Annotated in this window: 23 protein-coding genes and 1 tRNA gene; all 24 read left to right on the top strand. The window is 68.9% G+C overall.

The window, feature by feature from the left end; genetic code table 11:
• The first annotated feature begins 27 nt into the window (after window positions 1-27).
• Window positions 28-1,359: a hemolysin family protein gene (locus EZE58_RS14060; RefSeq protein WP_009375269.1), complete on the top strand. Its 1,332-nt coding sequence runs from the start codon at window positions 28-30 to the stop codon at window positions 1,357-1,359.
• Window positions 1,356-2,402 carry a hemolysin family protein gene (locus EZE58_RS14055; protein WP_009375271.1) on the top strand — a complete coding sequence of 349 codons (1,047 nt, stop codon included), beginning with the start codon at window positions 1,356-1,358 and terminating at the stop codon, window positions 2,400-2,402. The genes EZE58_RS14060 and EZE58_RS14055 overlap by 4 nt, the downstream gene beginning before the upstream one ends.
• A gap of 271 nt (window positions 2,403-2,673) precedes the next feature.
• Window positions 2,674-3,672, top strand: coding sequence for a M15 family metallopeptidase (locus EZE58_RS14050; protein ID WP_240941336.1), 999 nt, complete (start codon window positions 2,674-2,676; stop codon window positions 3,670-3,672).
• A gap of 81 nt (window positions 3,673-3,753) precedes the next feature.
• Window positions 3,754-3,826 (top strand) — tRNA-Arg (locus EZE58_RS14045).
• Between the two features lie 75 nt (window positions 3,827-3,901).
• Window positions 3,902-4,663, top strand: a complete 762-nt coding sequence (locus EZE58_RS14040) for an ABC transporter ATP-binding protein (RefSeq protein WP_167560771.1) — start codon at window positions 3,902-3,904, stop codon at window positions 4,661-4,663.
• The gene (locus tag EZE58_RS14035; RefSeq protein ID WP_167560769.1) at window positions 4,660-7,197 is read left to right on the top strand and encodes an FtsX-like permease family protein; all 2,538 of its coding nucleotides are present in this window, start codon (window positions 4,660-4,662) and stop codon (window positions 7,195-7,197) included. Before EZE58_RS14040 ends, EZE58_RS14035 begins: the two co-directional genes overlap by 4 nt.
• 44 nt (window positions 7,198-7,241) lie before the next feature.
• Entirely contained in the window at window positions 7,242-8,417 is a 1,176-nt protein-coding gene (locus EZE58_RS14030) for an MFS transporter (protein WP_095375832.1), read from the top strand.
• Between the two features lie 46 nt (window positions 8,418-8,463).
• Entirely contained in the window at window positions 8,464-9,327 is an 864-nt protein-coding gene (locus EZE58_RS14025; RefSeq protein WP_167560767.1) for a DALR anticodon-binding domain-containing protein, read from the top strand.
• On the top strand, window positions 9,328-10,791 hold the full coding sequence (gene lysA, locus EZE58_RS14020) for a diaminopimelate decarboxylase (protein ID WP_095375834.1): 1,464 nt from the start codon (window positions 9,328-9,330) through the stop codon (window positions 10,789-10,791).
• 46 nt (window positions 10,792-10,837) lie between these two features.
• On the top strand, window positions 10,838-12,145 hold the full coding sequence (locus tag EZE58_RS14015; RefSeq protein ID WP_167560765.1) for a homoserine dehydrogenase: 1,308 nt from the start codon (window positions 10,838-10,840) through the stop codon (window positions 12,143-12,145).
• Window positions 12,142-13,263, top strand: a complete 1,122-nt coding sequence (thrC, locus tag EZE58_RS14010; protein ID WP_346773190.1) for a threonine synthase — start codon at window positions 12,142-12,144, stop codon at window positions 13,261-13,263. The genes EZE58_RS14015 and thrC overlap by 4 nt, the downstream gene beginning before the upstream one ends.
• On the top strand, window positions 13,260-14,168 hold the full coding sequence (gene thrB / locus EZE58_RS14005; RefSeq protein ID WP_167560763.1) for a homoserine kinase: 909 nt from the start codon (window positions 13,260-13,262) through the stop codon (window positions 14,166-14,168). Before thrC ends, thrB begins: the two co-directional genes overlap by 4 nt.
• Before the next feature lie 243 nt (window positions 14,169-14,411).
• Window positions 14,412-16,373 carry a transcription termination factor Rho gene (gene rho / locus EZE58_RS14000; protein ID WP_167560761.1) on the top strand — a complete coding sequence of 654 codons (1,962 nt, stop codon included), beginning with the start codon at window positions 14,412-14,414 and terminating at the stop codon, window positions 16,371-16,373.
• A 1-nt stretch (window position 16,374) separates the two neighbouring features.
• Window positions 16,375-17,448 carry a peptide chain release factor 1 gene (gene prfA / locus EZE58_RS13995; RefSeq protein WP_063249734.1) on the top strand — a complete coding sequence of 358 codons (1,074 nt, stop codon included), beginning with the start codon at window positions 16,375-16,377 and terminating at the stop codon, window positions 17,446-17,448.
• Window positions 17,432-18,385: a peptide chain release factor N(5)-glutamine methyltransferase gene (gene prmC, locus EZE58_RS13990; protein WP_167560759.1), complete on the top strand. Its 954-nt coding sequence runs from the start codon at window positions 17,432-17,434 to the stop codon at window positions 18,383-18,385. The genes prfA and prmC overlap by 17 nt, the downstream gene beginning before the upstream one ends.
• A complete protein-coding gene (locus tag EZE58_RS13985) occupies window positions 18,386-19,036 on the top strand; it encodes an L-threonylcarbamoyladenylate synthase (protein WP_009375300.1) in 651 nt (216 codons plus the stop codon).
• Window positions 19,037-20,146, top strand: coding sequence for an MraY family glycosyltransferase (locus EZE58_RS13980; protein ID WP_009375302.1), 1,110 nt, complete (start codon window positions 19,037-19,039; stop codon window positions 20,144-20,146). It begins immediately after the preceding gene.
• A complete protein-coding gene (locus EZE58_RS13975) occupies window positions 20,143-20,598 on the top strand; it encodes a hypothetical protein (protein ID WP_095375839.1) in 456 nt (151 codons plus the stop codon). Before EZE58_RS13980 ends, EZE58_RS13975 begins: the two co-directional genes overlap by 4 nt.
• A 263-nt stretch (window positions 20,599-20,861) precedes the next feature.
• The gene (gene atpB, locus EZE58_RS13970; RefSeq protein WP_167560757.1) at window positions 20,862-21,608 is read left to right on the top strand and encodes a F0F1 ATP synthase subunit A; all 747 of its coding nucleotides are present in this window, start codon (window positions 20,862-20,864) and stop codon (window positions 21,606-21,608) included.
• 79 nt (window positions 21,609-21,687) lie between these two features.
• Complete coding sequence (gene atpE, locus EZE58_RS13965; RefSeq protein WP_095375841.1) at window positions 21,688-21,915, top strand: F0F1 ATP synthase subunit C; 228 nt, start codon at window positions 21,688-21,690, stop codon at window positions 21,913-21,915.
• A gap of 11 nt (window positions 21,916-21,926) precedes the next feature.
• A complete protein-coding gene (locus EZE58_RS13960; protein WP_095375842.1) occupies window positions 21,927-22,478 on the top strand; it encodes a F0F1 ATP synthase subunit B in 552 nt (183 codons plus the stop codon).
• Window positions 22,478-23,284: a F0F1 ATP synthase subunit delta gene (locus tag EZE58_RS13955; protein WP_095375901.1), complete on the top strand. Its 807-nt coding sequence runs from the start codon at window positions 22,478-22,480 to the stop codon at window positions 23,282-23,284. Before EZE58_RS13960 ends, EZE58_RS13955 begins: the two co-directional genes overlap by 1 nt.
• An 84-nt stretch (window positions 23,285-23,368) precedes the next feature.
• Complete coding sequence (atpA, locus tag EZE58_RS13950; protein WP_167560755.1) at window positions 23,369-25,003, top strand: F0F1 ATP synthase subunit alpha; 1,635 nt, start codon at window positions 23,369-23,371, stop codon at window positions 25,001-25,003.
• 31 nt (window positions 25,004-25,034) lie between these two features.
• Window positions 25,035-25,967: a F0F1 ATP synthase subunit gamma gene (locus EZE58_RS13945; protein ID WP_095375843.1), complete on the top strand. Its 933-nt coding sequence runs from the start codon at window positions 25,035-25,037 to the stop codon at window positions 25,965-25,967.
• Window positions 25,968-25,987: the final 20 nt, after the last annotated feature.

Raw genomic sequence — 25,987 nt, 5'->3', positions numbered from 1 at the left:
GCCCCTGCATGAGGGGGCGCACCGCTGATGGAGTGGCTGTTCCTCGCCCTCGCCCTCCTGCTCATCGCCGGCACGGGCATCTTCGTCGCAGCGGAGTTCTCCCTCCTCACCCTCGACCGCCACACGGCCGACCGAGCCGTCGCCGACGGCGTCGTCGGGGCGAAGACGCTGCGGCAGTCGATGACGCACCTGTCCACGCAGCTCTCCGCCGCGCAGGTGGGCATCACGATCACCACTCTGCTCACGGGCTACCTCATGGAGCCGTCGCTGGGCAGACTGCTCTCCCCGGTCTTCGAGACCTGGGGACTGAGCCCGGGCCTGTCGGAGCCGCTCGCGCTCACCATCGCCCTCATCGTCTCGACGGTGCTGTCGATGATCTTCGGCGAACTCGTTCCGAAGAACCTCGCGATCGCAGTGCCCTTGGCCACCGGGCGCATCGCCGCGCCGATCCAGTACGCGTTCTCCGTCGTGCTCCGCCCGCTCATCGCCGCACTCAACGGCACGGCGAACAAGATCCTGCTCGCCATGGGGATCGAACCGCAGGAGGAGGGCTCTGTCGGGCGCTCCCCGGACGAGCTCACCTCGCTCGTGCGCCACTCCGCCGAGGAGGGCGTCCTCGACGAGCAGACCGCCGGTCTGCTCGAGCGCACCCTGAGCTTCTCCGAGCGCACCGCCGAGGACGTCATGACGCCGCGCACACGGATGTCCTCGGTGGTCAAGGACACCACCGCGCGGCAGATCATCGAGCAGGCGCGTGAGACCGGCTACTCCCGGTTCCCGGTCGCCGGCGAGGACAAGGACCACATCGTCGGCGTCGTCCACGTCAAACAGGCCTTCGCCGTTCCCGTGGCCAACCGCGATGACGCGTACGCGGGAGGGCTGATGACAGAGGTCACGGAGATCCCCGAGACGCTGCGCCTCGACCCGCTGCTCATGGAGCTGCGCGGCAAGGGCATGCAGCTGGCCGTCGTCGTCGACGAGTTCGGCGGCACCGCCGGTGTCGTCACCCTCGAGGACGTCGTCGAGGAACTCGTCGGAGAGGTCGCCGACGAGCACGACAGGATGCGGGTGGCCGCCCGGCCCGCCCGCGACGGCTCGTGGATCGTGCCCGGTCAGCTGCGCCCCGACGAGATCGAGACGACGATCGGGCTGACGATCCCGGAGGACCCCGACTACGAGACCGTCGCCGGCTTCGTCCTCAAGGAGCTCGGTCGGATCCCGGTGCCCGGAGACGAGGTGCGCACGCCCGACGCGCTCATCAGGGTCGAGCGCATGCACGGCCGGCGCATCGAACGCCTCCGGGTGGTGCTGCGCGCCACCGACCACGCACTCTACGAGCAGGAAGGCGGTGCGGCATGAGCGCTGACTGGTTCGGACTCGTCTGGCTCGTCGTCCTGCTGCTCGGCAACTCGTTCTTCGTCGCCGCCGAGTTCGCCATCGTCGCCGCCAAGCGCTCACAGGTCGAGCCCAAGGCCGCCGAGGGCTCCGCCGCCGCGCGCACGGCCCTCTATGCGATGGAGCACGTCTCGCTCATGCTCGCGATCTGCCAGCTCGGCATCACTGTGTGCTCGCTGCTGCTCGGCAACGTCTCTGAGCCGGCGATCCACCATCTGCTCTCCGGGCCACTCGAGGGCCTCGGCATCCCGGCGAGCCTCTCGTCGACGATCTCGTTCATCCTCTCCCTCGGCATCGTCACCTACCTCCATGTCGTCATCGGCGAGATGGTGCCGAAGAACATCGCCCTGGCCACCTCGGGGCGTGCCGTGATGCTGCTCGCTCCGCCGCTGGTGTTCCTCTCCCGCGTCTTCGGCTTCGTCATCCGACCGCTCAACGGACTCGCCAACGCCGTGCTCCGCCTCATCGGCATCGAACCTCGTGACGAGGTCAACGAGGCCTACACGATCGAGCAGGTCGAGTCGATCGTCGCCGAGTCGAAGCGCGAGGGCCTGCTCAGCGACGACATCGGACTGCTCAAGGGAGCGCTCGAGTTCAGCGACAAGACCGCCGCCGACATCATGGTGCCGATGTCCGAACTCGTGACGATCAGCGAGAGCGTGACTCCCGACGAGCTCGTCACCCTCGTCGGCCGCACGGGATACTCGCGGTACTTCGTCGTCGACGATGACGGGTATCCGGAGAACTACCTCCACATCAAGGACGTCCTCTACGCCGATCGGGACACCGAGCCGGTGCCGGCGAAGCGGTTCCGCCCGCTCTTCACCGTGCGCGCCGACGACGAGGTCGAGGAGGCGCTCGCGCAGATGCAGAAGGTCGGCATCCACGTCGCCCGGGTCCTCTCGGCCGACGACGAGGTGCTCGGCGTCCTCTTCCTCGAGGACGTCCTCGAGGAGCTCGTCGGCGAGGTCCAGGACGCGATGCAGCGCGGTCGCGCGAACGGCTGAGGTGAGTTCGCCCACATTCGCACGCCCCAACGGTGATCCCGGTCTCCCGAACGGCGTGGCCTGTGTAACGGAATGTAACGATCGATGTGCGCCAGGTCACGGATCAGCGGTGCTCCGACACGCCTGCCCTGGGCGTTCTGCGAGGTCAGAGCCGAAACGTTGCAGAGACATGACTTTCTGTAACAATGCCGTTATAGTGTTGTGACATAAGCTTTTCGGCCGCCTGCCCGACCGCGGGCGTGCAGCACAGCAGACGACAGTTCGGAGTGATATGTCGAGTGACACCTCGACCGTGGAGGCGCCTGTGCGCCGACGCGATCTACGCAAGCAGCACGCCTCCTCGAGCGTTCCCTCTCTCCTCTCCCGGCGCACCGCCGACACGACCCCGCAGACGCGGGAATCCGCATCTCAGCCTCAGTCCCAGCCCCTCTCGCCCCGGCGAGCGGCGATGGCCGCTGAGGCTGCGGCGCAGGCGGGTTCGCCCAGGCGTGCGGCCCTGGCCGCCGAACGCGCCTCGGGAAGCGTCGCCGCCTTCGCGGGCAACCGCGGCTCCGACGGCTCCCTGCTCCGCTCCGTCCGCCGCAAGCGGGTGACCACCGCCTCGGCGCTGGCGACCGTCTCGGTCACCGGCACCGCGATCGCGGCCGTGATGATCGCCGGCAACATGGGCGGCCAGGAGGTCAAGGTCGATGAGACCGCGGCCGCGGCCCCGGCGCGTGCGATCAACGCGGAATCGGTCTCCGCGGACATTCCCGCGACCGACGAGAAGACGAGCATCGAGATCGGAGCTCCCAGCGCCAAGCAGAACAAGGCCGAGGCCGCGTCCCGTGCGATCGAGAAGTCGGTCCTGCCCGGCTGCTCCGGTGAGGCTCCGAAGGGTTCGCCCTCGAACGGCGAGCTGCCCGAGGAATGGCTGTGCGGCATCGGCGTGGGCGACCACAAGCTGCGCTCGGACGCCGCTGTCGCCTTCGCCGAGATGAACGCCGCGTTCAAGAAGGACACCGGCAAGGACCTCGGCATCACGGACTCGTACCGTGACATGGCCGGGCAGATCTCGGTCGCGGCCCGCAAGCCGGGTTTCGCCGCCCGCCCGGGCACCTCCAACCACGGCTGGGGTCTCGCGCTCGACCTCGACACCTCGAACTACGACTGGCTCGCCGCCAACGCCGGCAAGTACGGCTGGGAGAACCCGGACTGGGCCAAGGCCAACTCGTACGAGCTGTGGCACTGGGAGTACGTGCCCGGCCGCAAAGGCATGAAGGGCTCCTGAGTCCCGCCCCGCTGCGCCGTCCGACACGATCGGGCGGCGTTTTGGGTTCGGATCTCAGTCGGTGATAGCATGACATGCGTTGCCCGCGTAGCTCAGCGGATAGAGCGTCTGCCTCCGGAGCAGAAGGTCGTAGGTTCGAATCCTGTCGCGGGCACAGTGATCCGCCCATCTCCCACGTCGAGATGGGCGGTTCGTCTATCCCGCGCCGACCGCGATCACGAGGACAGTGATGTCGACTCCTTCCCCCGCGCCGAGCAGCTCTGACGAGGCGGTGCTGCGCGCCCGTCACCTGCGCAAGAGCTTCGGCCGCGACGAGACCGCGGTGACTGCGCTCGACGACATCAGCGTCGACTTCGACTCCGGGCGCTTCACCGCCATCATGGGCCCCTCCGGGTCGGGCAAGTCGACGTTCATGCATGTGCTCGCCGGCCTCGACCGCGTCGACTCGGGGGAGATCCTCATGCGCGGCGAGGACATCACCGGACTCGACGACCGGCAGCTGACCCAGCTGCGCCGCGACCGCGTCGGCTTCATCTTCCAGGCCTTCAACCTCGTCCCCACCCTCGATGCCGACCAGAACATCGATCTGCCGGTCTCGCTCGCCCGCGGCTACGTCGACGAGGCGTGGAAGGCGGAGATCGTCGAGCGCCTCGGCATCGGCGACCGACTCCGGCACCGTCCCCACGAGCTCTCCGGCGGCCAGCAGCAGCGCGTCGCCGTCGCCCGTGCCCTGCTGACGAAGCCCGATGTCGTCTTCGCCGACGAGCCGACGGGCAACCTCGACTCCCTCTCCGGCGCCGAGGTGCTCGACCTCCTCCATGCCGCCGCTGCCCAATACGGTCAGACGATCATCATGGTCACCCACGACCCCGTCGCCGCCGCCCACGCCGATCGGGTGGTGCTGCTCAAGGACGGTCGTGTGGGCGGTGAGATCGCCGACCCGACGACGGAGACAGTCGTCACCGCCCTGAGCGAGCTGAGCGCGCGATGATCTCCGTGGCCTTCGCCCAGATCCGCGCCCATTGGGCGCGGTTCGCAGCGATCGGTCTCGGCATCGCGCTCGCTGCGGGATTCGTCTCGGCCACCCTCATCATCAACACCTCGCTGCAGGAGAGCCTGCGGGAGGGGATCGGACAGTCGTTCTCCCGGGCCGGAGTCGTCGTCATGCCCGTCACCGGAGCCGCGATCGACCCGCCTGAGGTCGCCGCGGTGACGGAGTCGCTGGCGGGGGTGCCCGGGGTGAGTGCGGTCGAGGTCACCGCCAGCGCCGTCGCCTCGGCGCGCGGCGGCGGAATCGCCGACACCGACTTCGCCGTCACCCCCGCGCCGGGAGATCCCCGACTCGACACGTTCTCCGTCGTCGAGGGATCCCGTCCGCAGGAGCCCACGGACGTCGTCGTCGACACGGCGACGGCTGCCGACCTCGGCGTCGGTGTCGGAGACACCCTGCGGTTCACCACGGCGACCGCCCGGATCGACACCGACACCGATTCGATGCCCGTCTACCGCGGACCGCGGCACTCGGCCACGGACTTCACCGTCGTCGGCATCGCGGAGATGGGCGACGACCCCACCTTCGTCGGCATGCCCCGGGCCCTGACGACGGGGGCGAGCTACCGCGAGCACTTCGCCCGCTCCGGTGACGTCGCCGCCATCCAGCTCGGTCTGTCCTCCGATGCCGACCCGGAAACGGTGCGCTCTGCGATCGAGACCCGCATCGCCGATTCCGTCCTCCGCGACAGGATGGAGACGATGACCGTCGACGAGGCGGTCGACCGCCGGGTCGCGGAGTTCTCCGAGGGCAGCGACTTCATCGCATGGATGCTGCTCGGCTGTGCGGGCATCTCCGTCCTCGTCGCCGTCCTCGTCGTCTCGAACACGTTCTCGGTCATCGTCGCCGGTCGTCGCCGCGAACTCGCCCTGCTCCGCTGCATCGGCGCCTCCCGCCGACAGCTCTACGGCTCGGTCCTCGTCGAAGGCGTGTTCGTCGGACTCCTCGGCTCGCTCCTCGGGGTCATCGCCGGGATCGGGGTGAGCGCCCTGCTCGTTGCCGTCGCCACCCGGGTCTGGAAGGACGAGTTCGCCTACGTCTCGCTCACGGTGCCGGCCTGGACGCTGCTGGCCGGCGTCGTCGTCGGCGTCCTCCTCACCGTGGCGGCGACGATCCGGCCGGCACGCAGCGCGATCGCGGTGACCCCGCTCGAGGCGCTGCAGCCCTTCGACGTCCCCAGCGCTCCGACCTCGCAGTCGCGGGCGCGTGTCCTCTCCGGGTGGGGGAGCATCGTCATCGGCACCCTCGCCGTCGTCCTCGCTCTCGTCTTCGCCGTCGACTCGCCCGTCTGGATCCTCGTCGGCGCCCTCGGCGGCATCCTCGTCGTCGTCGGACTCGTCCTCGGCTCAGGCCAGATCATCCCGCCCGTGGTCTCGTGGATCGGCGACCTCGTCGTCACCCCGTGGGGTCTGCCGGGCCAACTGGCCACGCTCAACACGCTGCGCAACCGCCGCCGCACCGGGTCGACAGCCGCGGCGCTGGTCATCGGCGTCACGCTCGTCTCCACTCTCGTCGTCGGCGGCATGTCGACGAAGGCGACGTTCGGGGCGGGCCTCGAACAGCACTTCCCCGTCGACGTCGCCGTCAACCTCGGCACCGCCGCCGATCAGGACGTCATCGAGGAGATCCGCGACATCGACGGCGTCGCCACGGCGGTGCTCGCGTACCACGGGTCCGTCGTCGACGACGATGCCGAGCTCTACATCGTCGATCCGAGCTCGCTCTCGGCCCTCCTCGGCGAGCAGGCGCCTCCGGTGGTCGCCGGGCGGGTGACGGTGCCTGAGAACTACCCGGGGCAGTCGGTGCAGGTGCAGGGGCTGACGACGGCGACGCTGCCGGTCGAGAAGTCGGGGGAGTCGAGCCGGGCCTACTTCACGACCGCTGACGTCGGCAACAGGATCGGCATCTCCGCGGCGTCGACGGCTGTGCTCATCACCCTGGCCCCCGACCAGAGCGGCTCCGACGTCCTGCGCATCCGGCAGCAGGTCGCCGAGGCACTCGACGTCGCCACCGACGAGGTCATCGGTTCGGCGGTCGAACGCGGGCTCTTCGCCCAGGTCATCGACGTGCTCCTCCTCACGGCCGTCGGCGTCCTCCTCATCGCCGTCCTCATCGCCCTCATCGGGGTCTCGAACACGATCAGCCTCTCGGTCATCGAACGCCGACGGGAGAACTCGCTGCTGCGCGCCCTCGGCCTCAGCCTCGCGCAGCTGCGCGCTCTGCTCGCCTTCGAAGCAGTCCTCATCTCCGTCGTCGCCGCGCTCATCGGGCTCGGCCTCGGCGGGGCCCTGGGCATCGTCGCGACCCGACTCATCACCGTCGACTTCTCATCGGCATTCGTCGTCGACTGGTCGATCCCCGCCTCGCTCGGCATCCTCGCCGTCACCGTCATCGCCGGGATCCTCTCGGCGCTGGCCCCGGCCCGTCGCGCCGCACGGCTGTCCCCGGTCGAAGGGCTCAAGCAGGAGACCTGACCCTGCCGGTAGCCGGGCACGGCCTCAGTGGTAGAAAGGCACACATGAGACCAGCGTGGACGTCGGGGATCATCCTCACCGGTATCGTCGTCGCCGCATTCAACCTTCGGCCCGGTGTCACCGGACTGTCCCCGCTGCTCGAGACGATGGGCGGCGAGATCCGCCTCGGCGGGACGTTCCTCGCCGTCATCGGCATGCTCCCGCCGCTGCTCTACGGGCTCTGCGGGTTCCTCGCCCCGCGCCTCATCACCCGCTTCTCCGCGATGACGATGACCGTGGCGGCGATGGCCATGATCACCCTCGGACTCGGGGTCCGCGCCCTCGTCTCCGACCCCGGCCTCTTCCTCGCCCTCAGCGTCCTCGCGCTGGCGGGCATGGGGCTGGGCAACGTCGTCGTGCCCCCGATCGTCAAGGCGTACTTCCCGGACCGGGTCGCGTTCGTCTCCACCGTCCACGTCGGTCTCCTCCAGCTCGGGACCTTCGTGCCCCCGCTCGTCGCCGTCCCGCTCGCCCGCGAACTCGGCTGGCGCGGCTCGCTGCTCGTCTGGGTCGCCTGCGCCGGCCTCGCAGTCGCCGTGTGGGGTGTCATCGCCGCGTGCCGTCCCGCCCCGCAGACCGAGGTGAGAGCCGCATCCGTGGGCGGCCGGGAGCTGCGCCGGCTGCTCTCGACCCCGCGGGCCTGGGCGCTGATGACGATGACGGGCATGACCTCGTTCAACAACTTCATCCTCTTCACGTGGCTGCCTCCGCTGCTCACCCGCGCAGGCTTCGACTCCGCGTTCGCCGGAGCCATGCTCGCCCTCGTCACCGCGATCCCGCTCGTCCTCGGCTTCGTCCTCCCGGCAATGGCCGCCAGGCTGCGCTCCTCGGCCGCGATCGTCGTCGCCTTCTGCCTCAGCCTCGCCGCAGGCTACCTCGGCCTCTGGCTCGCCCCGCAGGCGGCCCCGGTGCTGTGGACCGTGCTGCTCGGCATCGGCATCTCCACGTTCCCGCTCGCGCTCACCCTCATCACCCTGCGCTCGCGCGGCCCCGAGGCCTCGGCGGCGCTGTCCGGATTCGTCCAGGGCGGCGGCTACCTGCTCGCCGCGACGGGTCCCCTGCTCTTCGGCCTCCTGGTGGGAGCCGGAGGGAGTCTGTGGCCCGCCTTCGTCCTCGTCCTCGCCTCCGTCGGGATCAAACTCGCCGTCACCGTCCCCGCCACCCGGGCCGGCCATATCTGAGCCGGGCGATTCGGTGCGCGGATCGCGTGCCGAGTACGCTTGACGGGTGACCCCGGAACAGCTGCGCACCGTCCTCGCCGAGGCGGCGGCCGACACCGCCCGGACTGCGCATCCGGCCGATGGTGCGGTGCTGCGTCGTGCCGACGGCAGAACCCCCGGTCACTGGCATTCGAACCTTGCCCTGCGCACCGCGGCTCGCCTCGACGGAGCCGACGCCCATGACGTCGCCGAGCAGTTCGCCGAGGCGCTTCGCCGCCATCCCGACATCGCGGCGGTGACCGTGTCGGGTCCGGGCTTCCTCGGCATCGAGGTGACCGCGGCGAGCCTCCTCGCCGCCGTCTGCGCGATCATCGCCGAGCAGATCGACGATGCGGACCCGGGCGCTGACGCAGTCCCCGCCGCTGACGCACACACATCCGCCGACGACGGGGATCCGGCACCCGAGTCCCCCGACGGTCCGGCCCGCGCCCTCGACGACGATCCCGTCCACCTCATCCGCCGCAGCCACGCCCACGGCCGCCGACTGCTCCGCAATGCAGCCGCCGCCGGAGTACCCGGCGGATGCCCGCGCACCGCCAGGGGCGACGTCGGAGTGGGAGGGGCCCGACCGGACTCAGCCGAGATCGTCGGCGCCGAGACCCTCGACACCGCCGAGCGGAGCCTGCTCGTCCACGTCACCGAGGCGGCAGACACCCTCGCGCGCACGCGGGACCCGGCGGCGCTGACCACAACGCTCGCGGACCTCGCCCACGCCTACCTCGACTGGGCGGCGAGCCACACGCTCGTCCCCACTCTCGACGCCGACATCACCGCCGTCCACGCCGCCCGGGCCGTGCTCGTCGATGCTGTGACCACCGTCCTCGCCCGAGGACTGAGACTGCTGGGCGTGCGCGCCCCGGAGAGGATGTAGATGCCCGCTCACATCGCAGGCCCCCTGCACGCGACGCCCGCCCCCGTGTGGCTGCCCTATCCCGACGACGTCAACGCCGTCATGCCGAGCCTGTGGTCGGACAACGTCGCCAAGGACTCAGACGGCGTCCTCACCGTCGCCGGTCACCCCGTGACCGACCTCGCCGAACGCTTCGGCACGCCGACATTCGTCTTCGACGTCGACGACTTCGTCTCCCGCGCAGAGCTCTTCCGTCAGGCGTACTCGGCCGCATTCGCCCCGGAGCACGGGCTCGCCGGCGCCGACGTCTTCTACGCGGGCAAGGCGTTCCTCTGCACGGCAGTGGCCCGGTGGGTGCACGAGGCCGGACTGGGACTCGACACGTGCTCGCTCGGAGAGATGATGATCGCCCGCGCCGCCGGAGTCCCCGGGGCGAGCGTGGGCCTGCACGGGAACAACAAGTCCGTCGCCGAACTCGAGTACGCCCTCGACTACGGGGTGGGACGGATCATCGTCGACAGCCTCGACGAGATCGACCGTCTCGAGACCATCGCCGCGGCCAAGGGCGTCGTCGCGCCGGTGATGCTGCGCGTCACCGTCGGCGTCGAAGCCCATACCCACGACTTCATCGCCACCGCCCACGAGGACCAGAAGTTCGGCCTCTCCGTGTCCGCGGGCAAGGCGAGCGCCGCCGCCGCGCGCGTCGTCGACTCCGCCCACCTGCGCCTCGACGGGCTCCACTCGCACATCGGCTCCCAGATCTTCGACATCTCCGGCTTCCAGGTCGCCGCCGCCCGCGTGCTCGCCCTGCGCGCCGAGATCATGGCCACCCACGGCGTCGACCTCCCCGAGGTCGACCTCGGCGGCGGCTTCGGGATCCGCTACACCTCGCAGGACACGCCGATCCCCGTCGCCGAGATGGCCTCCGAACTCGCCGCCGTCGTCGCCAAGGAGTGCCGCGGACTGGGCACGAACGTCCCGCGGATCTCGATCGAGCCGGGCCGGGCGATCGTCTCGCCCGCGGTGTTCACGCTCTACCGCGTCGGCACCGTCAAGGAGGTCGTCACCGACGAAGGTGTGCGCACCTACGTCGCCGTCGACGGCGGGATGAGCGACAACATTCGGACAGCTCTCTACGACGCCGACTATTCGTGTACCTTGGCCAATCGGAACTCGCCCGCCGCTCCCGTCGTCGTCCGCGTCGTCGGCATGCACTGCGAGTCCGGCGACGTCATCGTCCGTGACGAGTACATGGGCGGGGACGTGGCACCCGGCGACCTCGTCGCCGTTCCCGGCACCGGCGCCTACTGTCGGTCGCTGTCGAGCAATTACAATCATGTCACTCGGCCGGGGGTGCTCGCCGTGACACGGGATAGGGTGGAGTGGATCGTCACCCCGGAGACGTACTCGCAGCTCTTCGCGAGCGACCCGGGGATGGCGGACCCGACCACCGACGGGAAGAATCCTGATCCGGCAGAGCGCTGAGATCACCTGCGAACCACCGAGAACCACTGAGAACAGAGAGTGAGCCATGCAGCCTTTGAAAGTCGCCATGCTCGGATGCGGAGTCGTCGGCTCGGAAGTCGCCGCCCGACTCCAGTCGCGGGCTGAGGCGCTCGAGGAGCGCATCGGCGCTCCGCTCGTGCTCACCGCGGTCGTCGTCCGCGACCCGGACAAGGAGCGGCCCGGTGTCGATGCGAGCGTGCTCACCACCGACGCCGAGGCGGCGATCGACGGTGCGGACATCGTCATCGAGCTCATGGGCGGCATCGAGCCCGCGAAGACGCTCATCACCCGTGCACTCGCCCAGGGCTCGTCCGTCGTCACCGCGAACAAGGCGCTGCTCGCCGCCGCCTACGGCGAACTCATGGCCGCCGCCGACGACTCCGAGGTCCGCCTCGAGCACGAAGCGGCCGTGGCCGGAGCGATCCCGATCATCCGCCCCGTCGGCGACTCGCTCGCGGGAGACCGGATCGATCGGATCATGGGCATCGTCAACGGCACGACGAACTACATCCTCGACCAGATGGACTCGCAGGGCTGGGACTTCGACGCAGCCCTGGCCTCGGCGCAGGAGCTCGGATACGCCGAAGCCGACCCGACAGCGGACATCGGCGGTCACGATGCCGCTGCCAAGGCCGCGATCCTCTCCTCCCTCGCCTTCCACGCACCGGTGACGATCGACGACGTCCACGTCGAGGGCATCACCGGCATCACCTCGGAGATGGTCGAGACGGCGAAGGACCAGGGCTTCGTCATCAAGCTGCTCGCCGTGTGCGAACGCGTCACGGACTCACCGGCCGGTGCGGGACTCTCCGCGCGGGTCTACCCGGCGCTGCTGCCGCGCACCCACCCGCTCGCCTCCGTCCACGGAGCGTTCAACGCCGTGTTCGTCGAGGCCGAGGCCGCAGGGTCGCTGATGTTCTACGGCCAGGGGGCCGGTGGAGCCCCGACCGCCTCGGCGGTGCTCGGCGACGTCGTCTCCGTCGCCCGGCGCAAGGTCCTCGGCGGGCGCGGACAGTACGAACGCCCCTTCCACCCCGAACGCAGGGTGCTGCCGATCTCGGCCATCACCACCCGCTACCACATCACCCTCGACGTAGTCGACCGTCCCGGCGTGCTCGCCGCGGTCTCCGAGGTCTTCGCCGACGAGGGTGCGTCGATCGAGCTCATGCGCCAGACCATCGGCGAGGTCGACGAGGAGGGGATCCAGCACGCGAAGCTCGTGCTGGCCACCCATGAGAACACCGACGCTGCGCTCTCACGCACGGTCGACCGCCTCGGCGACCTCGACGTGGTGCGCGCAGTCGCCTCCGTCATCCGGGCGGAGGGCCAGTGAGCGAGACGAAGGACCAGACCCCCGTGACGAACAGCCAGTACCCCCGCCACCAGTGGCAGGGCGTCATCGACGAATACCGCAGCCTGCTCGACATCGCCGCCGACATCCCGTCTGTCACCCTCGGAGAGGGCGGAACTCCGCTCATCCGCGCGGAGAAGCTCAGTGCGATGACCGGCGCCGAGGTGTGGGTCAAGTACGAAGGCCTCAACCCGACCGGATCGTTCAAGGACCGCGGGATGACGATGGCGATCACGAAGGCGAAGGCGCACGGGGCGAAGGCCGTGATCTGCGCGTCGACGGGCAACACCTCCGCCTCGGCTGCCGCGTACGCGACGAAGGCGGGACTCACGTGCGCCGTGCTCGTGCCCGCGGGCAGGATCGCGCCGGGGAAGATGAGCCAGGCCGTCGCCCACGGGGCGACGCTGCTCGAGGTCGACGGGAACTTCGACGACTGCCTCACCCTGTGCCGGAAACTCTCCGAGTCCTACCCCGTCCACCTCGTCAACTCCGTCAACCCCGACCGCATCGAGGGCCAGAAGACGGCGTCCTTCGAGGTCGTCGACGTCCTCGGCGACGCCCCCGACATCCACGTCCTGCCCGTCGGCAACGCCGGCAACATCACCGGGTACTGGAAGGGCTACCACCAGTACCACGGGATCGGCGTCTCGACGCGCCTGCCGCAGATGTGGGGCTTCCAGGCAGCCGGAGCGGCCCCGCTCGTCCTCGGCCACCCCGTGACCGATCCGGACACGATCGCCACGGCGATCCGCATCGGCAACCCCGCCAGCTGGGACCGGGCGATCGAGGCCCGCGACGCCTCGGGCGGACTCATCGACTCGGTCACCGATGAGGAGATCCTCGCCGCGCACAAGGTCCTCTCGCGGGAGGAGGGGATCTTCGTCGAACCCGGGTCGGCCGCCTCGGTGGCGGGTCTGCTCAAGATGTCGGAGGCGGGCAGGGTCCCGGCCGGCGCACGGATCGCCGTCACCGTCACCGGCCACGGTCTCAAGGACCCGAGCTGGGCGCTGCACACCGCTGACGGGTCGGAGATCGAACCGGTGCGCGTGCCGGTCGACGCCGTCAGCGCCGCCCGCGCACTCGGGCTCGAGGACGAGTGATCCGGCGTCTGCGGATCGAGGTGCCGGCGACCTCGGCGAACCTCGGCCCCGGCTACGACTCGTTCGGCCTCGCCCTCGGCCTCGTCGACACCCTCGAACTCACCGTCCACGACGCCCCGGTCGATCCGACCGCCGTCGTCACGATCACCGGGGAGAGCGCCGCCGAGCTGCCCCGGGACGGTTCCCATCTCATCGTCTCGGTCCTCCGCGAGGTGCTCGCCGAGATCGCCCCGGATGCCCACGCGGAGCTTCTGCCGAGGATCACGCTCGAATGCACCAACCGGATCCCGCATTCTAGGGGACTGGGGTCCTCGGCAGCGGCCGTGGTCGCGGGCATCGCCCTGGCCGGCAGGCTCGCCGAGGCGGCCGGAGGGCGGGGGCTGACCCCGGAGGAGATCCTCGAGCGCGCCGCCGTGATCGAGGGGCATCCCGACAACGCGGCACCGGCGATCTTCGGGGGACTGACGATCTCCCTCTCGGATCCCGCGCGGGCATGGAACGTCCCCGTGCGCACGCTGTCTGCGGTCACAGTTCTCGTGCCCGAGGAGCGGCTGGACACGCTCACCGCCCGCGGCGCCATCCCCGCGGTCGTCGACCATGCCGTCGCCGCGGAGAACGCTGCGCGCACGGGCCTGCTCGTCCATGCGCTCACCGAGGACCGGGACGCCCTGTTCGACGCGACCGTCGATCGCCTCCACCAGGAGGCCCGCCGATCGGCCTACCCGGGCTCGATGGACCTCGTCGACGCCCTGCGCTCCCGCGGGATCCCCGCGGTGATCTCCGGAGCCGGGCCGACCGTGCTCGCGCTCACCGAATCCGTTCCCGCCGAGGCGGTCCCGCCCGGCGTGCGCATCCTCACCGTCGACATCGATGAGGAGGGCTGCCGCATCGCCGACGTCGTGTGAGACACGACACAGAACTCGCGTGAGACGGGATTCGCAAGATCGGCTCGCTGCGGGTAGACTGAACGGTGTTCCTCCGATGAGCGGACTTCCGCGGCAGTCGCCGCGGACTCCACATCGATTCTTCTGGAACATCTCCTGCTCAGTCTTTAGCAGGACGACTTTCACAATGCACCGTCAAGGGTGTTTCCGTCGCCGTGGGACTACGGCTCTTGCCGCACGGCCGAATGAGGGAGAAGGACCTTCGTGTCTGAAACCACAACCCCGGATTCCACACCGCGCACCGGCAGTCTGACCGCTCTGCGCCTTCCCCAGCTGCAGGAGATGGCAGCCGGAATGGGAATCAAAGGATACCGTCGACTTCGCAAGGGCGAACTCATCGACGCCATCAACAACCAGGGCGGCTCGAACGCGCCCGCCGCCGACTCGGCTCCGGCCGAGACCACCGAGGACGCCAAGCGCTCCCGCCGTCCCGCGCGCCGCAGCGCCGCCTCCGCCTCTCGCGCGGATCAGCAGACCGAGGACGCGCAGTCCGCCGAGGCGACCGCCCCCGAGGCCCGCACCGAGACCGAGACCCAGGCGCCCGAGGGCGACGAGCAGGGTCAGGACCGCCAGCGCAGCCGCCGGAGTCGTTCGCGCTCCCGCGGCGGTGACGCCGAGGCCGAGACGCAGTCCGCCGAGGCGCGTGACGATTCCGCTGAGCGCGGAAACCGTCGAGGCCGCCGCGGTGACGACGACCGCCGCGGCGACGACCGCAAGGGCGACCGCGACAACGACCGCCGGGACAACGACCGCCGGGACAACGACCGCCGGGGCGAGGACCGCAAGGGAGACCGTGACAACGACCGCAAGGGCGAGCGGGGCGGCAATGACCGTCGCGGCCGTCAGGGCGAGGGCGATGACCGCGGCGACGACCGCGGCAATCGCAACGACCGTCGCGACAACGACCGTCGCAACCGCGACGATGACGAGCGCGGCGGCCGCCGCGGTCGCGGACGGGATCGCAAGCGCCGCGGACGCGGCGGCGACGAGCCGGAGATCCGCAGCGACGACGTCCTCATCCCCGTCGGCGGCATCCTCGACGTCCACGACAACTACGCCTTCCTCCGCACCTCGGGCTACCTGCCCGGGCCCAACGACGTCTATGTCTCGGCCTCGATGGTGCGCAAGAACGGTCTGCGCAAGGGCGACGCCGTCGCCGGCGCGATCCGTCAGCCGCGGGAGAACGAGCGCGGGGGCAAGCGTGAGAAGTTCGACGCCCTCGTCCGCCTCGACTCGGTCAACGGACTGAGCGTCGACGATGCGAAGGGCCGCGTCGAGTTCTCGAAGCTCACGCCCCTCTATCCGCAGGAGCGTCTGCGCCTCGAGACGACCTCGAAGCTCCAGTCGACGCGCCTCATCGATCTCGTCACGCCGATCGGCAAGGGCCAGCGCGGCCTCATCGTCGCCCCGCCCAAGGCCGGCAAGACGACGATCATGCAGCAGGTCGCCAACGCGATCACGGAGAACAATCCGGAAGTCCACCTCATGGTCGTCCTCGTCGACGAACGCCCCGAAGAGGTCACGGACATGCAGCGCGCCGTCAAGGGCGAGGTCATCGCCTCGACCTTCGACCGTCCCGCCGACGACCACACGACGATCGCCGAACTCGCCATCGAGCGCGCCAAGCGCCTCGTCGAGATGGGCTCCGACGTCGTCGTCCTCCTCGACAACATCACGCGCCTGGGCCGGGCGTACAACATCGCGCAGCCGGCCTCGGGCCGCATCCTCTCCGGTGGTGTCGACGCGAACGCGCTCTACCCGCCGAAGAAGTTCTTCGGCGCCGCCCGCAACATCGAAGGCGGCGGCTCCCTGACGATCCTCGCCACCGCGCTCGTCGAGACGGGCTCGAAGATGGACGAGGTGATCTTCGAGGAGTTCAAGGGCACCGGCAACATGGAGCTGCGTCTGTCCCGCCAGCTCGCGGACAAGCGCATCTTCCCGGCCGTCGACGTCAACGCCTCGTCGACGCGTCGCGAGGAGATGCTCATGACGCCGGAGGAGACCAAGGTGATGTGGCGCCTGCGCCGCCTCCTCTCGGGTCTCGAGCAGCAGCAGGCCGTCGAACTCCTCATGTCCAAGCTCAAGGAGACCGGCTCGAACGCCGAGTTCCTCATGCAGGTGCAGAAGACGACGCCGCTGCCGAAGTCCTCGACCGACGAACACTGAGATGACTGACAGCCTCAGGGCCAGTGTGAGCATGCTCGTCGACGAGCATGCGAGGCTGTCCGAGGAGCTCTCCGACCCGGCCGTGCACGCTGATGCCGGCCGGGCCCGGAAGCTCACCCGCAGGTACTCCGAACTCGACCGCATCGTCGCCGCCGCCAAGCGCGTCGATGCCCTCGGCGACGACCTCGCCGCCGCCGAGGAGCTGAGCGCCGAGGATCCCGACCTTGCCGCCGAGGCCGAGCGCCTGCGCACCGAGCAGGCCGAGGCCGAGGCCGAACTCCGCGATCTCCTCGTTCCCCGCGACCCCGACGACGCCCGTGACGCGATCGTCGAGATCAAGGCGGGGGAGGGCGGCGACGAGTCCGCGCTCTTCGCTGGGGACCTGCTGCGGATGTACCAGCGCTGGATCGACTCCCACGGCTGGTCCTCGCAGATCCTCACCGCCACGCACTCCGACCTCGGCGGCTACAAGGACGTCACCCTCGCCGTCAAGGCCGGCGACGACGGCGCCTACGGGTGGCTGAAGTTCGAAGGCGGCGTCCACCGGGTCCAGCGCGTGCCCGTCACGGAGTCCCAGGGACGCATCCACACCTCGGCGGCGGGAGTCCTCGTCTTCCCCGAGGTCGACGAGCCCGAAGAGGTCCGCCTCGAGGAGAACGAGCTGCGCATCGACGTCTACCGGTCCTCGGGACCGGGCGGGCAGTCGGTGAACACGACCGATTCGGCCGTGCGCATCACCCACCTGCCCACGGGCATCACCGCGAGCTGCCAGAACGAGAAGTCGCAGCTGCAGAACAAGGAGGCGGCCCTGCGGATGCTGCGCGCCCGGATCCTGGCCAAGCAGGCCGAGGAGGCGGCGGCGGAGGCCGCTGACATCCGCCGTTCGCAGGTGCGCACCGTCGACCGCTCCGAGCGGATCCGGACGTACAACTTCCCGGAGAACCGCATCACCGACCACCGCACCGGCTTCAAGGCGTACAACCTCGATCAGGTCCTCGCCGGCGACCTCGACCCCGTGGTCGGCTCGAACCGCGACGCCGACCGTGCCGCACGACTCGATGCCCTGGGAGACTGAGCTGGACCCGAGCACCCGCGCGGTCGAACAGGACGTTCCCACCCTGCTCAGGGCAGGAGTGCGCGTCCTCACCGAGGCCGGCGTCCCCTCGCCGGACGCCGATGCCGCCGCGCTGCTCGCCCATGCGTGGGAGGTCGACGAGACAGACCTCTCCCGCAGGCGCCTCTTCTCAGACGCCGTGCCGGCCGAGGTCGCCGCCGGTTTCGCCCGCCTCGTCGCCGAACGCGCGCGCCGCATCCCGCTCCAGCACCTCACCGGAGTCGCCCACTTCCGCCGCCTGAGCCTGCGGGTCGGTCCCGGCGTCTTCGTCCCCCGACCGGAGACCGAACTCCTCGTCACCGAGGTCCTCGATCACCTCGCGCACGGCGACGATGGGGCACCCCCGCTCGTCGTCGACCTCTGCTCGGGCTCGGGAGCGATCGCCCTCTCCGTCGCGCTCGAACACCCCGGGGTCCGCGTCATCGGCATCGAACGTGAGGCTCCCGCGCTGTCGTGGTCGCAGTCGAATCTCGTCGACCTCGACCTCGGCACCTCGACCGTCGACCTCCTCGCCGGTGACGCGACGATGGTGGCAGTCGATCACCCGGAACTCGCCGGCACCGTCGACGTCGTCGTGACGAACCCGCCGTATGTCCCCGACGCCGCCGTTCCCCGCGATCCCGAGGTCCGCGATCACGATCCCGCGGCCGCTCTCTACGGGGGCGCCTCGGGACTCGAGCTGCCCGCCCTCCTCATCGCGCAGGCGGTGGTGCTGCTGCGGCCGGGCGGTCTCTTCGTCATGGAGCACGCCGAGGACCAGGGGGCCGGGGTGCGTGAGATCGTCGCCGGCACGCCGGGGCTGAGCGGGGCGGCCACGTTCCCGGACTACACTGGACGCGACCGCTATACGGTGGCCCGTCGCGACTCCGCGGCGTCCCCGATGAGAAACGGAGAATGAGTGTCCCGTCGATTCGACGTCACCCAGGCCGACATCCGCGACCTCGTCCTCGACGAGTGCGCCCGCGTGGTCGAGGCGGGGAACCTCCTCGTCATCCCCACCGACACGGTCTACGGGATCGCAGCCGATGCCTTCAACGCCTCCGCCGTCGCGGCCCTGCTCGCCGCGAAGGGACGCGGACGGGACATGCCGCCTCCGGTGCTCGTGCCGAGGTCGGAGACGGTGTTCGGACTCGTCGATGGCGTCGATGAGACCGTGCTCGCGCTCACCGCGCGGTTCTGGCCGGGACCGCTGACGATCATCGCCGCGGCTCAGCCCTCCCTCGACTGGGATCTCGGGGAGACCCACGGCACCGTCGCCGTGCGCATGCCCGACGACGAACACGCCCTCGCCCTGCTCTCGCGCACCGGTCCGCTCGCGGTCTCGAGCGCGAACCTCTCCGGCAGACCCGCGGCGACGACCGCTGATGAGGCCCAGGACATGCTCGGCACCGACGTCGAGATCTACCTCGACGGGGGAGAGCGCACCTCCGGTCAGTCGTCGACGATCGTCGACCTCTCCGGGGACGTCCCCCGCATCGTCCGCCGGGGACCGATCAGCGCCGAGGAGCTGCGCGAGATCGTCCCCGACCTTGCTGACCTGGACGGCTGAGTGCGCGCCTACCTCTTCATCCTCGTCGTCTCCGCACTGGTGGCGTACCTGCTCACGCCCATGGTCCGGAGAGTCGCCGAACGAGGACTGATCTTCTCGCCCCTGCGCGAACGCGACGTCCACTCCGTGCCCACGCCGAGGCTGGGCGGGGTCGCGATGTTCGGTGCTGTCGTCGTCGGCCTCGTCTTCGCCTCCCAGACTCCGTTCCTCGCCCGGATCTTCGTCGACATGGGGCCGATCATCGGCGTGGCGGGCGCCGCGGCGCTGCTGTGCATCCTCGGCGTCATCGACGACATCTGGGACCTGCACTGGATCACGAAGCTCGCCGGGCAGGCGCTGGCCGCCGGCTTCATGGCGATCAACGGCGTCGCCCTGCTCTCGATCCCCTTCGGCGGAGTGATCATCGGCTCTCCGCGGATGTCGATCATCATCACCATCCTCGTCGTCCTCGTGACGATCAACGCCGTGAACTTCGTCGACGGCCTCGACGGTCTCGCCGCGGGTGTCGTGGCGATCGGCGGCAGCGCGTTCTTCATCTACTCGTACTGGCTGGCCACCGACGCCTCGCCGGACTCGTACGCGAACCTCGCCTCGCTCATCATCGCCATCCTCGTCGGTGCGTGCCTCGGTTTCCTCCCGCACAACTTCAATCCCGCCCGCATCTTCATGGGCGATTCGGGGTCGATGCTCATCGGACTCCTGCTGGCCGCCTCGACGATCCGGGTCACCGGTCAGGTCGATCCCGCGCTCATCGGCCAGGAGCGCGTCTTCGCGACGTACCTGCCGATCATCCTTCCCGTCGCCGTGATGTTCCTGCCGCTGCTCGACCTCGGCCTCGCCGTCGTGCGCAGGCTCATGGCAGGACAGTCGCCGTTCTCCGCCGATGCCAAGCACCTCCACCACCGGATGCTCCGGCTCGGCCACTCACACGCCCGGGCCGTCCTCATCCTCTACACGTGGACGGCGCTCATCGCCTTCGGCTCGGTCATGCTCCTCCTCATGCCGGCGCTGCTCGTCATCGCGATCATCGGCACGCTCTTCGCCATCACCCTCGTCTTCACGTTCTACCCGCTGCGGATCCGCCGCCATGCCCGAGAGGAGATCTCGTGACCGATCGACAGCCTGCAGAGGAGACCGCGGTCCAGGCCGCCTGGACCCGCGTGTGGAGGACGATGCTCATCCGCGGGGCGATCCTCGTCGCCGTCGTCGCGGCAGGCGGCATGGGCATCGGATGGCTCGTCGCCGGACCCCGCGGCTTCGCCGGGGGAGCGGTCGGCGGGGGACTGGCGGCGATCTTCATCATCGTCACCCTCATCATCATGTACTTCGGGCGCAATATGGGCCTGACCGCGATCGCCGGCTTCCTCGGCATGGGCTTCCTCTTCAAGGCGTTCGTCTTCATGATCGTCATCTGGCGGCTCAAGGACGCGGCGTGGCTCGACGGCACGGTGGCGTTCGCGACGATCGTCGTCGCCGTCATCGGATCCTCGCTCGTCGAAGCGCTCACTGTCGTCAGAGGCCGTGTGCCCTACGTCGATCCCGAGGCGGGCACGGGCCGCTGAACACCGGCGACAGGGGGCTGCCAGGGTTCGCACAGCGCAGATCCATGGATTTGTCGGCGCTCTCTACCATTGGTAGAGTAGTTCCGGTGCTGGAGCCGTGTCGCTCCATGTCGCTCCTGAACCGCTCGCCGCGCACTCATCGCGCAGCCGAAGGCCAGGCCATCTTGGGCCAATGACCATGGGAGAGAAACATAAACGTGGGTACACTCAACGCCGCGCAGACAATGATCCAAGCCGCTGAAGGCGGTTTCAAGGCCCCTTCCATGGCGGAGTTCTTTCCCGCACCGTTCGCCTTCGTCGGTACGCCGTTCGAGATGAACCGCGTGATGCTCATCCGCATCCTTGCGACGATCGCCGTCGTCGTCGTCCTCGCGATCTGGGCGAAGCGGATGAAGCTCATCCCGGGCCGCTTCCAGTCGGCCATGGAGCTCGCGATGGAGTTCGTCACCGTCGGCATCGCCGAGGACACGATGGGCAAGGAGCAGGCGAAGAAGTTCATGCCGCTCATCGTGGCGATCTTCTTCGGCGTCCTCTTCTGGAACGTCACGAAGCTCATTCCGTTCCTCAACATGCCCGCCTCCGGCGTCATCGGTCTGCCGATCGTGCTCACCGCGGTCGTCTACATCACCTACCACTGGGCGGGCATCGCGCAGAAGGGCCTCGGCGGCTACCTCAAGGACGCGCTCATCCTTCCGGGCGTTCCGTGGCCGATGCACATCCTCCTCATCCCGATCGAGTTCATCACGAAGTTCGTCACGCAGCCGTTCACGCTCGCGATCCGACTCTTCGCGAACATGATGGTCGGCCACCTCCTCCTCGTCCTCTGCTTCTCCGCGACGAGCTTCTTCCTCTTCGACGCGAGCAACGGCTTCCAGTTCTTCGCGATCCTCACCTTCGCCGGCGGATTCTTCGTCTTCCTCCTCGAGATGCTGGTCGTCATCCTCCAGGCCTACATCTTCGCCCTGCTCTCGTGCGTGTACATCAACGCCGCCATCTCGGACGACCACTGAGTCGTCCCCTGAGTCTGTAACCCAGGTGTTACAAGGTCGGGCCAACCCCCCGACCGCCATATGAAAGGAAAAGCATTCAATGGATATGCTCGCTGAAGTCACCGGCAGTATCAGCACCGTCGGATACGGCCTCGCCGCCATCGGCCCCGGTATCGGCGTCGGTATCGTCATCGGCAAGACCATCGAAGGAACCGCTCGCCAGCCCGAGATGGCCGGTACGCTCCGCGGAAACATGTTCCTCGGTATCGCTCTGATCGAGGCGCTGGCCCTCATCGGCATCGCCACCCCGTTCTTCCTTACTCAGTGAGGTCATGAGACATGACTCCGGTACAACTCGTTGCAGCGTCTGAGAATCCGCTTCTCCCCGCGCTGTATGACATCGTCTGGAGTGCCGTCTGTCTGCTGATCGTCTTCCTGGTTGTCTGGAAGTACGTCCTCCCCGCCTTCAACAAGACCCTCGACGAGCGCGCCGCGCGCATCCAGGGTGGCATTGAGAAGGCTGAGAAGGTGCAGGCCGAAGCCGATCAGGCTCTGGCCGAATATCAGAAGCAGCTCGCCGACGGTCGTGCGGAAGCCGCACGGCTGCGCGCCGAGGCTCAGGAAGAGGGCGCCCAGATCATCGCCGAGATGAAGGCCCAGGCTCACAGCGAGGCTGACCGCATCATCGCGCAGGCACAGACGCAGATCGATGCCGAACGCCAGTCGGCCATGGTGCAGCTGCGCTCCGAGGTGGGTACGCTCGCCACGGATCTCGCATCGCGCATCGTCGGCGAATCGCTCACCGATGACCAGCGCTCCGCTGGCGTCGTCGATCGCTTCATCGCCGATCTCGAAACGCAGTCGTCCGGCCAGCCGGTCAAGGGGGCGTGATGCTCCAGTCGAGCAGAGTCTCCCTGCAGGCCGTTCTCGAAGCGGCGAACGCTGAGATCTCAGGCGGCAACGCGCGTGAGATCGGGCAGTCGCTGCTCGGCGTCGTCGGCGTCCTCGCCGACAACCTCGGCCTGCGCAAGGCACTCGCGGACTCCTCGGAGCCCGCGGAGAAGAAGCAGGGTCTGCTGCAGGCCGTGTTCGGCGCTCAGATCCCCGAGGCGGCGCTGCGCATCGCCTCGGTGGCCGTGTCTCAGCGCTGGGCGCGTACGCAGGACTTCGTCACCAGCCTCGAGGTCGCCGGCGTCACGGCGATCGCCGCGGCTGCGCAGGAGGTCGGCCAGCTCGGTCAGGTCGAAGAGGAGCTCTTCCGCTTCGCCAGACTCCTCGAGTCCGACCATGAGCTCGCCCGCGCACTCGACTCCGATGCCGGTGCCGACGCGAAGCGCAGCCTCGTGGCCGATCTGCTCGCAGGTCGGGCCGAGCCCGACACGGTCACCCTCGTCGACCACGCTGCGGTGCATCCGCGCGGACTTCGCGTGGCGATCGCGCTCGACCACTTCAGCGACATCCTCGCCGCTCGCCAGCAGCGTTCCGTCGCCGAGGTCACCGTGGCCGCGCCGCTGAGCCAGCAGCAGACCGAGCGTCTCGCCGCTGCTCTGGCGAAGAACTACGGTCGCGAACTCGTCCTCAACGTCCAGGTCGATCCCGAGGTCATCGGGGGCGTCCGGGTGCAGGTGGGCGACGAGGTGATGAATTCGACCATTGCGGATCGCCTCGCAGAGGTCCAGCGCAAACTCGCAAGCTGATTCGCCAGCCGGCAGATCCGGCGGCACAGGCGGCCCACCGGTCGCCGGACACACGTTCTGAGTAAAGGAAGCAGGGAAACCACAATGGCGGAACTGACAATTCGCCCGGAGGAGATCCGGGACGCTCTGGGGAAGTTCGTTGAGTCGTACAACCCCGAGAGCTCGGAGAAGACCGAGGTCGGCAAGGTCGTCACCGCTGGTGACGGCATCGCCCACGTCTCGGGTCTGCCGGGCACCATGGCCAACGAGCTCCTCCGGTTCGAAGACGGCACTCTGGGTCTGGCCCAGAACCTCGACGAGCGCGAGATCGGCGTCGTCGTCCTCGGCGACTTCGCAGGCATCGCCGAGGAGCAGGACGTCTACCGCACCGGTGAGGTCCTCTCGATCCCCGTCGGCGACGGCTACCTCGGCCGCGTCGTCGACCCGCTCGGTCGTCCGCTCGACGGCCTCGGCGAGGTCGAGACCGAAGGACGCCGTGAGCTCGAGCTCCAGGCGCCGGGCGTCATGGACCGCCAGGAAGTCCGCCAGCCGCTCCAGACCGGGTACAAGGCCGTCGACGCCATGATCCCGATCGGCCGCGGTCAGCGTCAGCTCATCATCGGCGACCGCAAGACCGGTAAGACCGCTCTGGCGATCGACACGATCATCAACCAGCGTGACGCCTGGGCCACCGGCGATCCGTCGCAGCAGGTCCGCTGCATCTACGTCGCCGTCGGCCAGAAAGGCTCGACCGTCGCCAACGTCCGCCGCGCTCTCGAAGAGAACGGCGCGCTCGAGTACACGACGATCGTCTCCGCTCCGGCCTCCGACCCGGCCGGCTTCAAGTACCTCGCCCCCTACTCCGGTTCGGCCATCGGCCAGCACTGGATGTACAACGGTAAGCACGTCCTCATCGTCTTCGACGACCTCTCGAAGCAGGCCGAGGCCTACCGCGCCGTCTCCCTCCTGCTCCGCCGCCCACCGGGCCGCGAAGCCTACCCGGGTGACGTCTTCTACCTCCACTCGCGCCTCCTCGAGCGCTGTGCGAAGCTCTCCGACGCCCTCGGTGCCGGATCGATGACCGGTCTGCCGATCATCGAGACCAAGGCCAACGACGTCGGCGCGTTCATCCCGACCAACGTCATCTCGATCACCGACGGACAGATCTTCCTCCAGTCGGATCTGTTCAACTCCGGTCAGCGTCCCGCTGTCGACGTCGGCGTCTCGGTCTCCCGAGTCGGCGGTGCCGCGCAGACCAAGGCGCTCAAGAGCGTCTCCGGTACGCTCAAGCTCTCGCTCGCGCAGTACCGTTCGCTCGAGGCGTTCGCGATGTTCGCCTCCGACCTCGACGATGCGACCAAGCGCGACCTCGCCCGCGGCGCCCGTCTCATGGAGCTGCTCAAGCAGCCCCAGTACTCGCCGATGCCGTTCGAGAAGCAGACCGTGTCGATCTTCGCCGGAACCAACGGCTACCTCGACGATATCGCCGTCGACGACGTCCTGCGCTGGGAGGCCGAACTGCTCGACACCCTCGAACGCAAGACCGAGATCCTCACCGTCATCCGCGAGACCAAGAAGCTCGAGGACGACGTCCGTGAGCAGCTCGAAAAGGCGCTCAAGGAGTACAACGAGAACTGGGTCGCCGACGAGAACCAGGGTTCGCGCGCGGGCACCGAGGACTCGTCCGTGGCCTCGTCCGATGAGGTCGAGCAGGAGCAGATCGTTCGGCAGAAGCGTTGAGGCGCGTCTGTAACGGCGAAAGGAAGAACTGATGGGAGCCCAGCAGAGGGTCTTCAAACAGAAGATCCGCTCGACTCAGTCCTTGAGGAAGATCTTCAAGGCCATGGAGCTCATCGCCGCGTCCCGGATCCAGAAGGCGATCGCGCGTTCGCAGGCGGCCAGCCCGTATGCCAACGCGCTGACCCGCGCCGTCTCGGCTGTCGCCAGCGAGTCCGACGTCGATCATGTGCTCACGACGGAACCGGACCATGTCACCCGCGCGGCGGTGCTCGTCATCGGTCCGGACCGGGGCTTCGCCGGAGCCTATTCCGCCAACCTCATCCGTGAGGCCGAAGAGCTCGTGCGGCTGCTGGGCCAGGAGGGCAAAGAGGTCGCACTCTTCACGGTCGGCGGCAAGGCTGAGAGCTACTACACGTTCCGTGATCGTCCGATCGTCGAGGCCTGGACCGGGTTCTCCGAGAACCCGACCGCCGAAGACGCCCGGAGGATCGGCGAAGCGCTGCTCAAGGCGTTCGAGGCGGATGCCGACAACGGCGGAGTGCAGGAGATCTACATGGTCTTCACGCGGTTCGTCTCCTCGGTCAAGCACGACCCGGAGTACCGGCGTCTGCTGCCCCTCGAGGTCGTCGACGCCGACGAGGCGACCACCTCGGCGAGTGCGTCGGGATCCTCAGGTGCGGGCAGCATGCCGCTCTACGAGTTCGAGCCGAGCGCGGAGGCCGTCCTCGACGCCCTCCTGCCGCGGTACATCGACTCGCGGATCCTCTCGGCGCTGCTCTCGGCCTCGGCCTCGGAGCAGGCATCGCGTCAGGCGGCGATGAAGACGGCGACGGACAACGCCGACGACCTCATCAAGACCTACACCCGGCTGGCCAACACGGCCCGTCAGGCGGAAATCACCCAGGAACTCACCGAGATCGTCGGTGGGGCCGACGCCCTTGCGGCATCGGCAGCCGGCGACTGACCGGTACGAGCAGAGAAGAA

Source organism: Brevibacterium sp. LS14 (assembly GCF_012027885.1).
GTDB classification, from domain to species: Bacteria; Actinomycetota; Actinomycetes; order Actinomycetales; family Brevibacteriaceae; genus Brevibacterium; species Brevibacterium casei.
This window is presented reverse-complemented; position numbering and strand designations above follow the sequence as displayed.

Excerpts from the sequence above, each read along its gene's own strand:
- EZE58_RS14060 (WP_009375269.1), top strand. The coding sequence starts at position 28 with ATGGAGTGGCTGTTCCTCGCCCTCGCCCTCCTGCTCATCGCCGGCACG.
- EZE58_RS14055 (WP_009375271.1), top strand. The coding sequence starts at position 1,356 with ATGAGCGCTGACTGGTTCGGACTCGTCTGGCTCGTCGTCCTGCTGCTC.
- EZE58_RS14050 (WP_240941336.1), top strand. The coding sequence starts at position 2,674 with ATGTCGAGTGACACCTCGACCGTGGAGGCGCCTGTGCGCCGACGCGAT.
- EZE58_RS14040 (WP_167560771.1), top strand. The coding sequence starts at position 3,902 with ATGTCGACTCCTTCCCCCGCGCCGAGCAGCTCTGACGAGGCGGTGCTG.
- EZE58_RS14035 (WP_167560769.1), top strand. The coding sequence starts at position 4,660 with ATGATCTCCGTGGCCTTCGCCCAGATCCGCGCCCATTGGGCGCGGTTC.
- EZE58_RS14030 (WP_095375832.1), top strand. The coding sequence starts at position 7,242 with ATGAGACCAGCGTGGACGTCGGGGATCATCCTCACCGGTATCGTCGTC.
- lysA (WP_095375834.1), top strand. The coding sequence starts at position 9,328 with ATGCCCGCTCACATCGCAGGCCCCCTGCACGCGACGCCCGCCCCCGTG.
- EZE58_RS14015 (WP_167560765.1), top strand. The coding sequence starts at position 10,838 with ATGCAGCCTTTGAAAGTCGCCATGCTCGGATGCGGAGTCGTCGGCTCG.
- prfA (WP_063249734.1), top strand. The coding sequence starts at position 16,375 with ATGACTGACAGCCTCAGGGCCAGTGTGAGCATGCTCGTCGACGAGCAT.
- prmC (WP_167560759.1), top strand. The coding sequence starts at position 17,432 with ATGCCCTGGGAGACTGAGCTGGACCCGAGCACCCGCGCGGTCGAACAG.
- atpB (WP_167560757.1), top strand. The coding sequence starts at position 20,862 with ATGGCGGAGTTCTTTCCCGCACCGTTCGCCTTCGTCGGTACGCCGTTC.
- atpE (WP_095375841.1), top strand. The coding sequence starts at position 21,688 with ATGGATATGCTCGCTGAAGTCACCGGCAGTATCAGCACCGTCGGATAC.
- EZE58_RS13960 (WP_095375842.1), top strand. The coding sequence starts at position 21,927 with ATGACTCCGGTACAACTCGTTGCAGCGTCTGAGAATCCGCTTCTCCCC.
- EZE58_RS13955 (WP_095375901.1), top strand. The coding sequence starts at position 22,478 with ATGCTCCAGTCGAGCAGAGTCTCCCTGCAGGCCGTTCTCGAAGCGGCG.
- atpA (WP_167560755.1), top strand. The coding sequence starts at position 23,369 with ATGGCGGAACTGACAATTCGCCCGGAGGAGATCCGGGACGCTCTGGGG.
- EZE58_RS13945 (WP_095375843.1), top strand. The coding sequence starts at position 25,035 with ATGGGAGCCCAGCAGAGGGTCTTCAAACAGAAGATCCGCTCGACTCAG.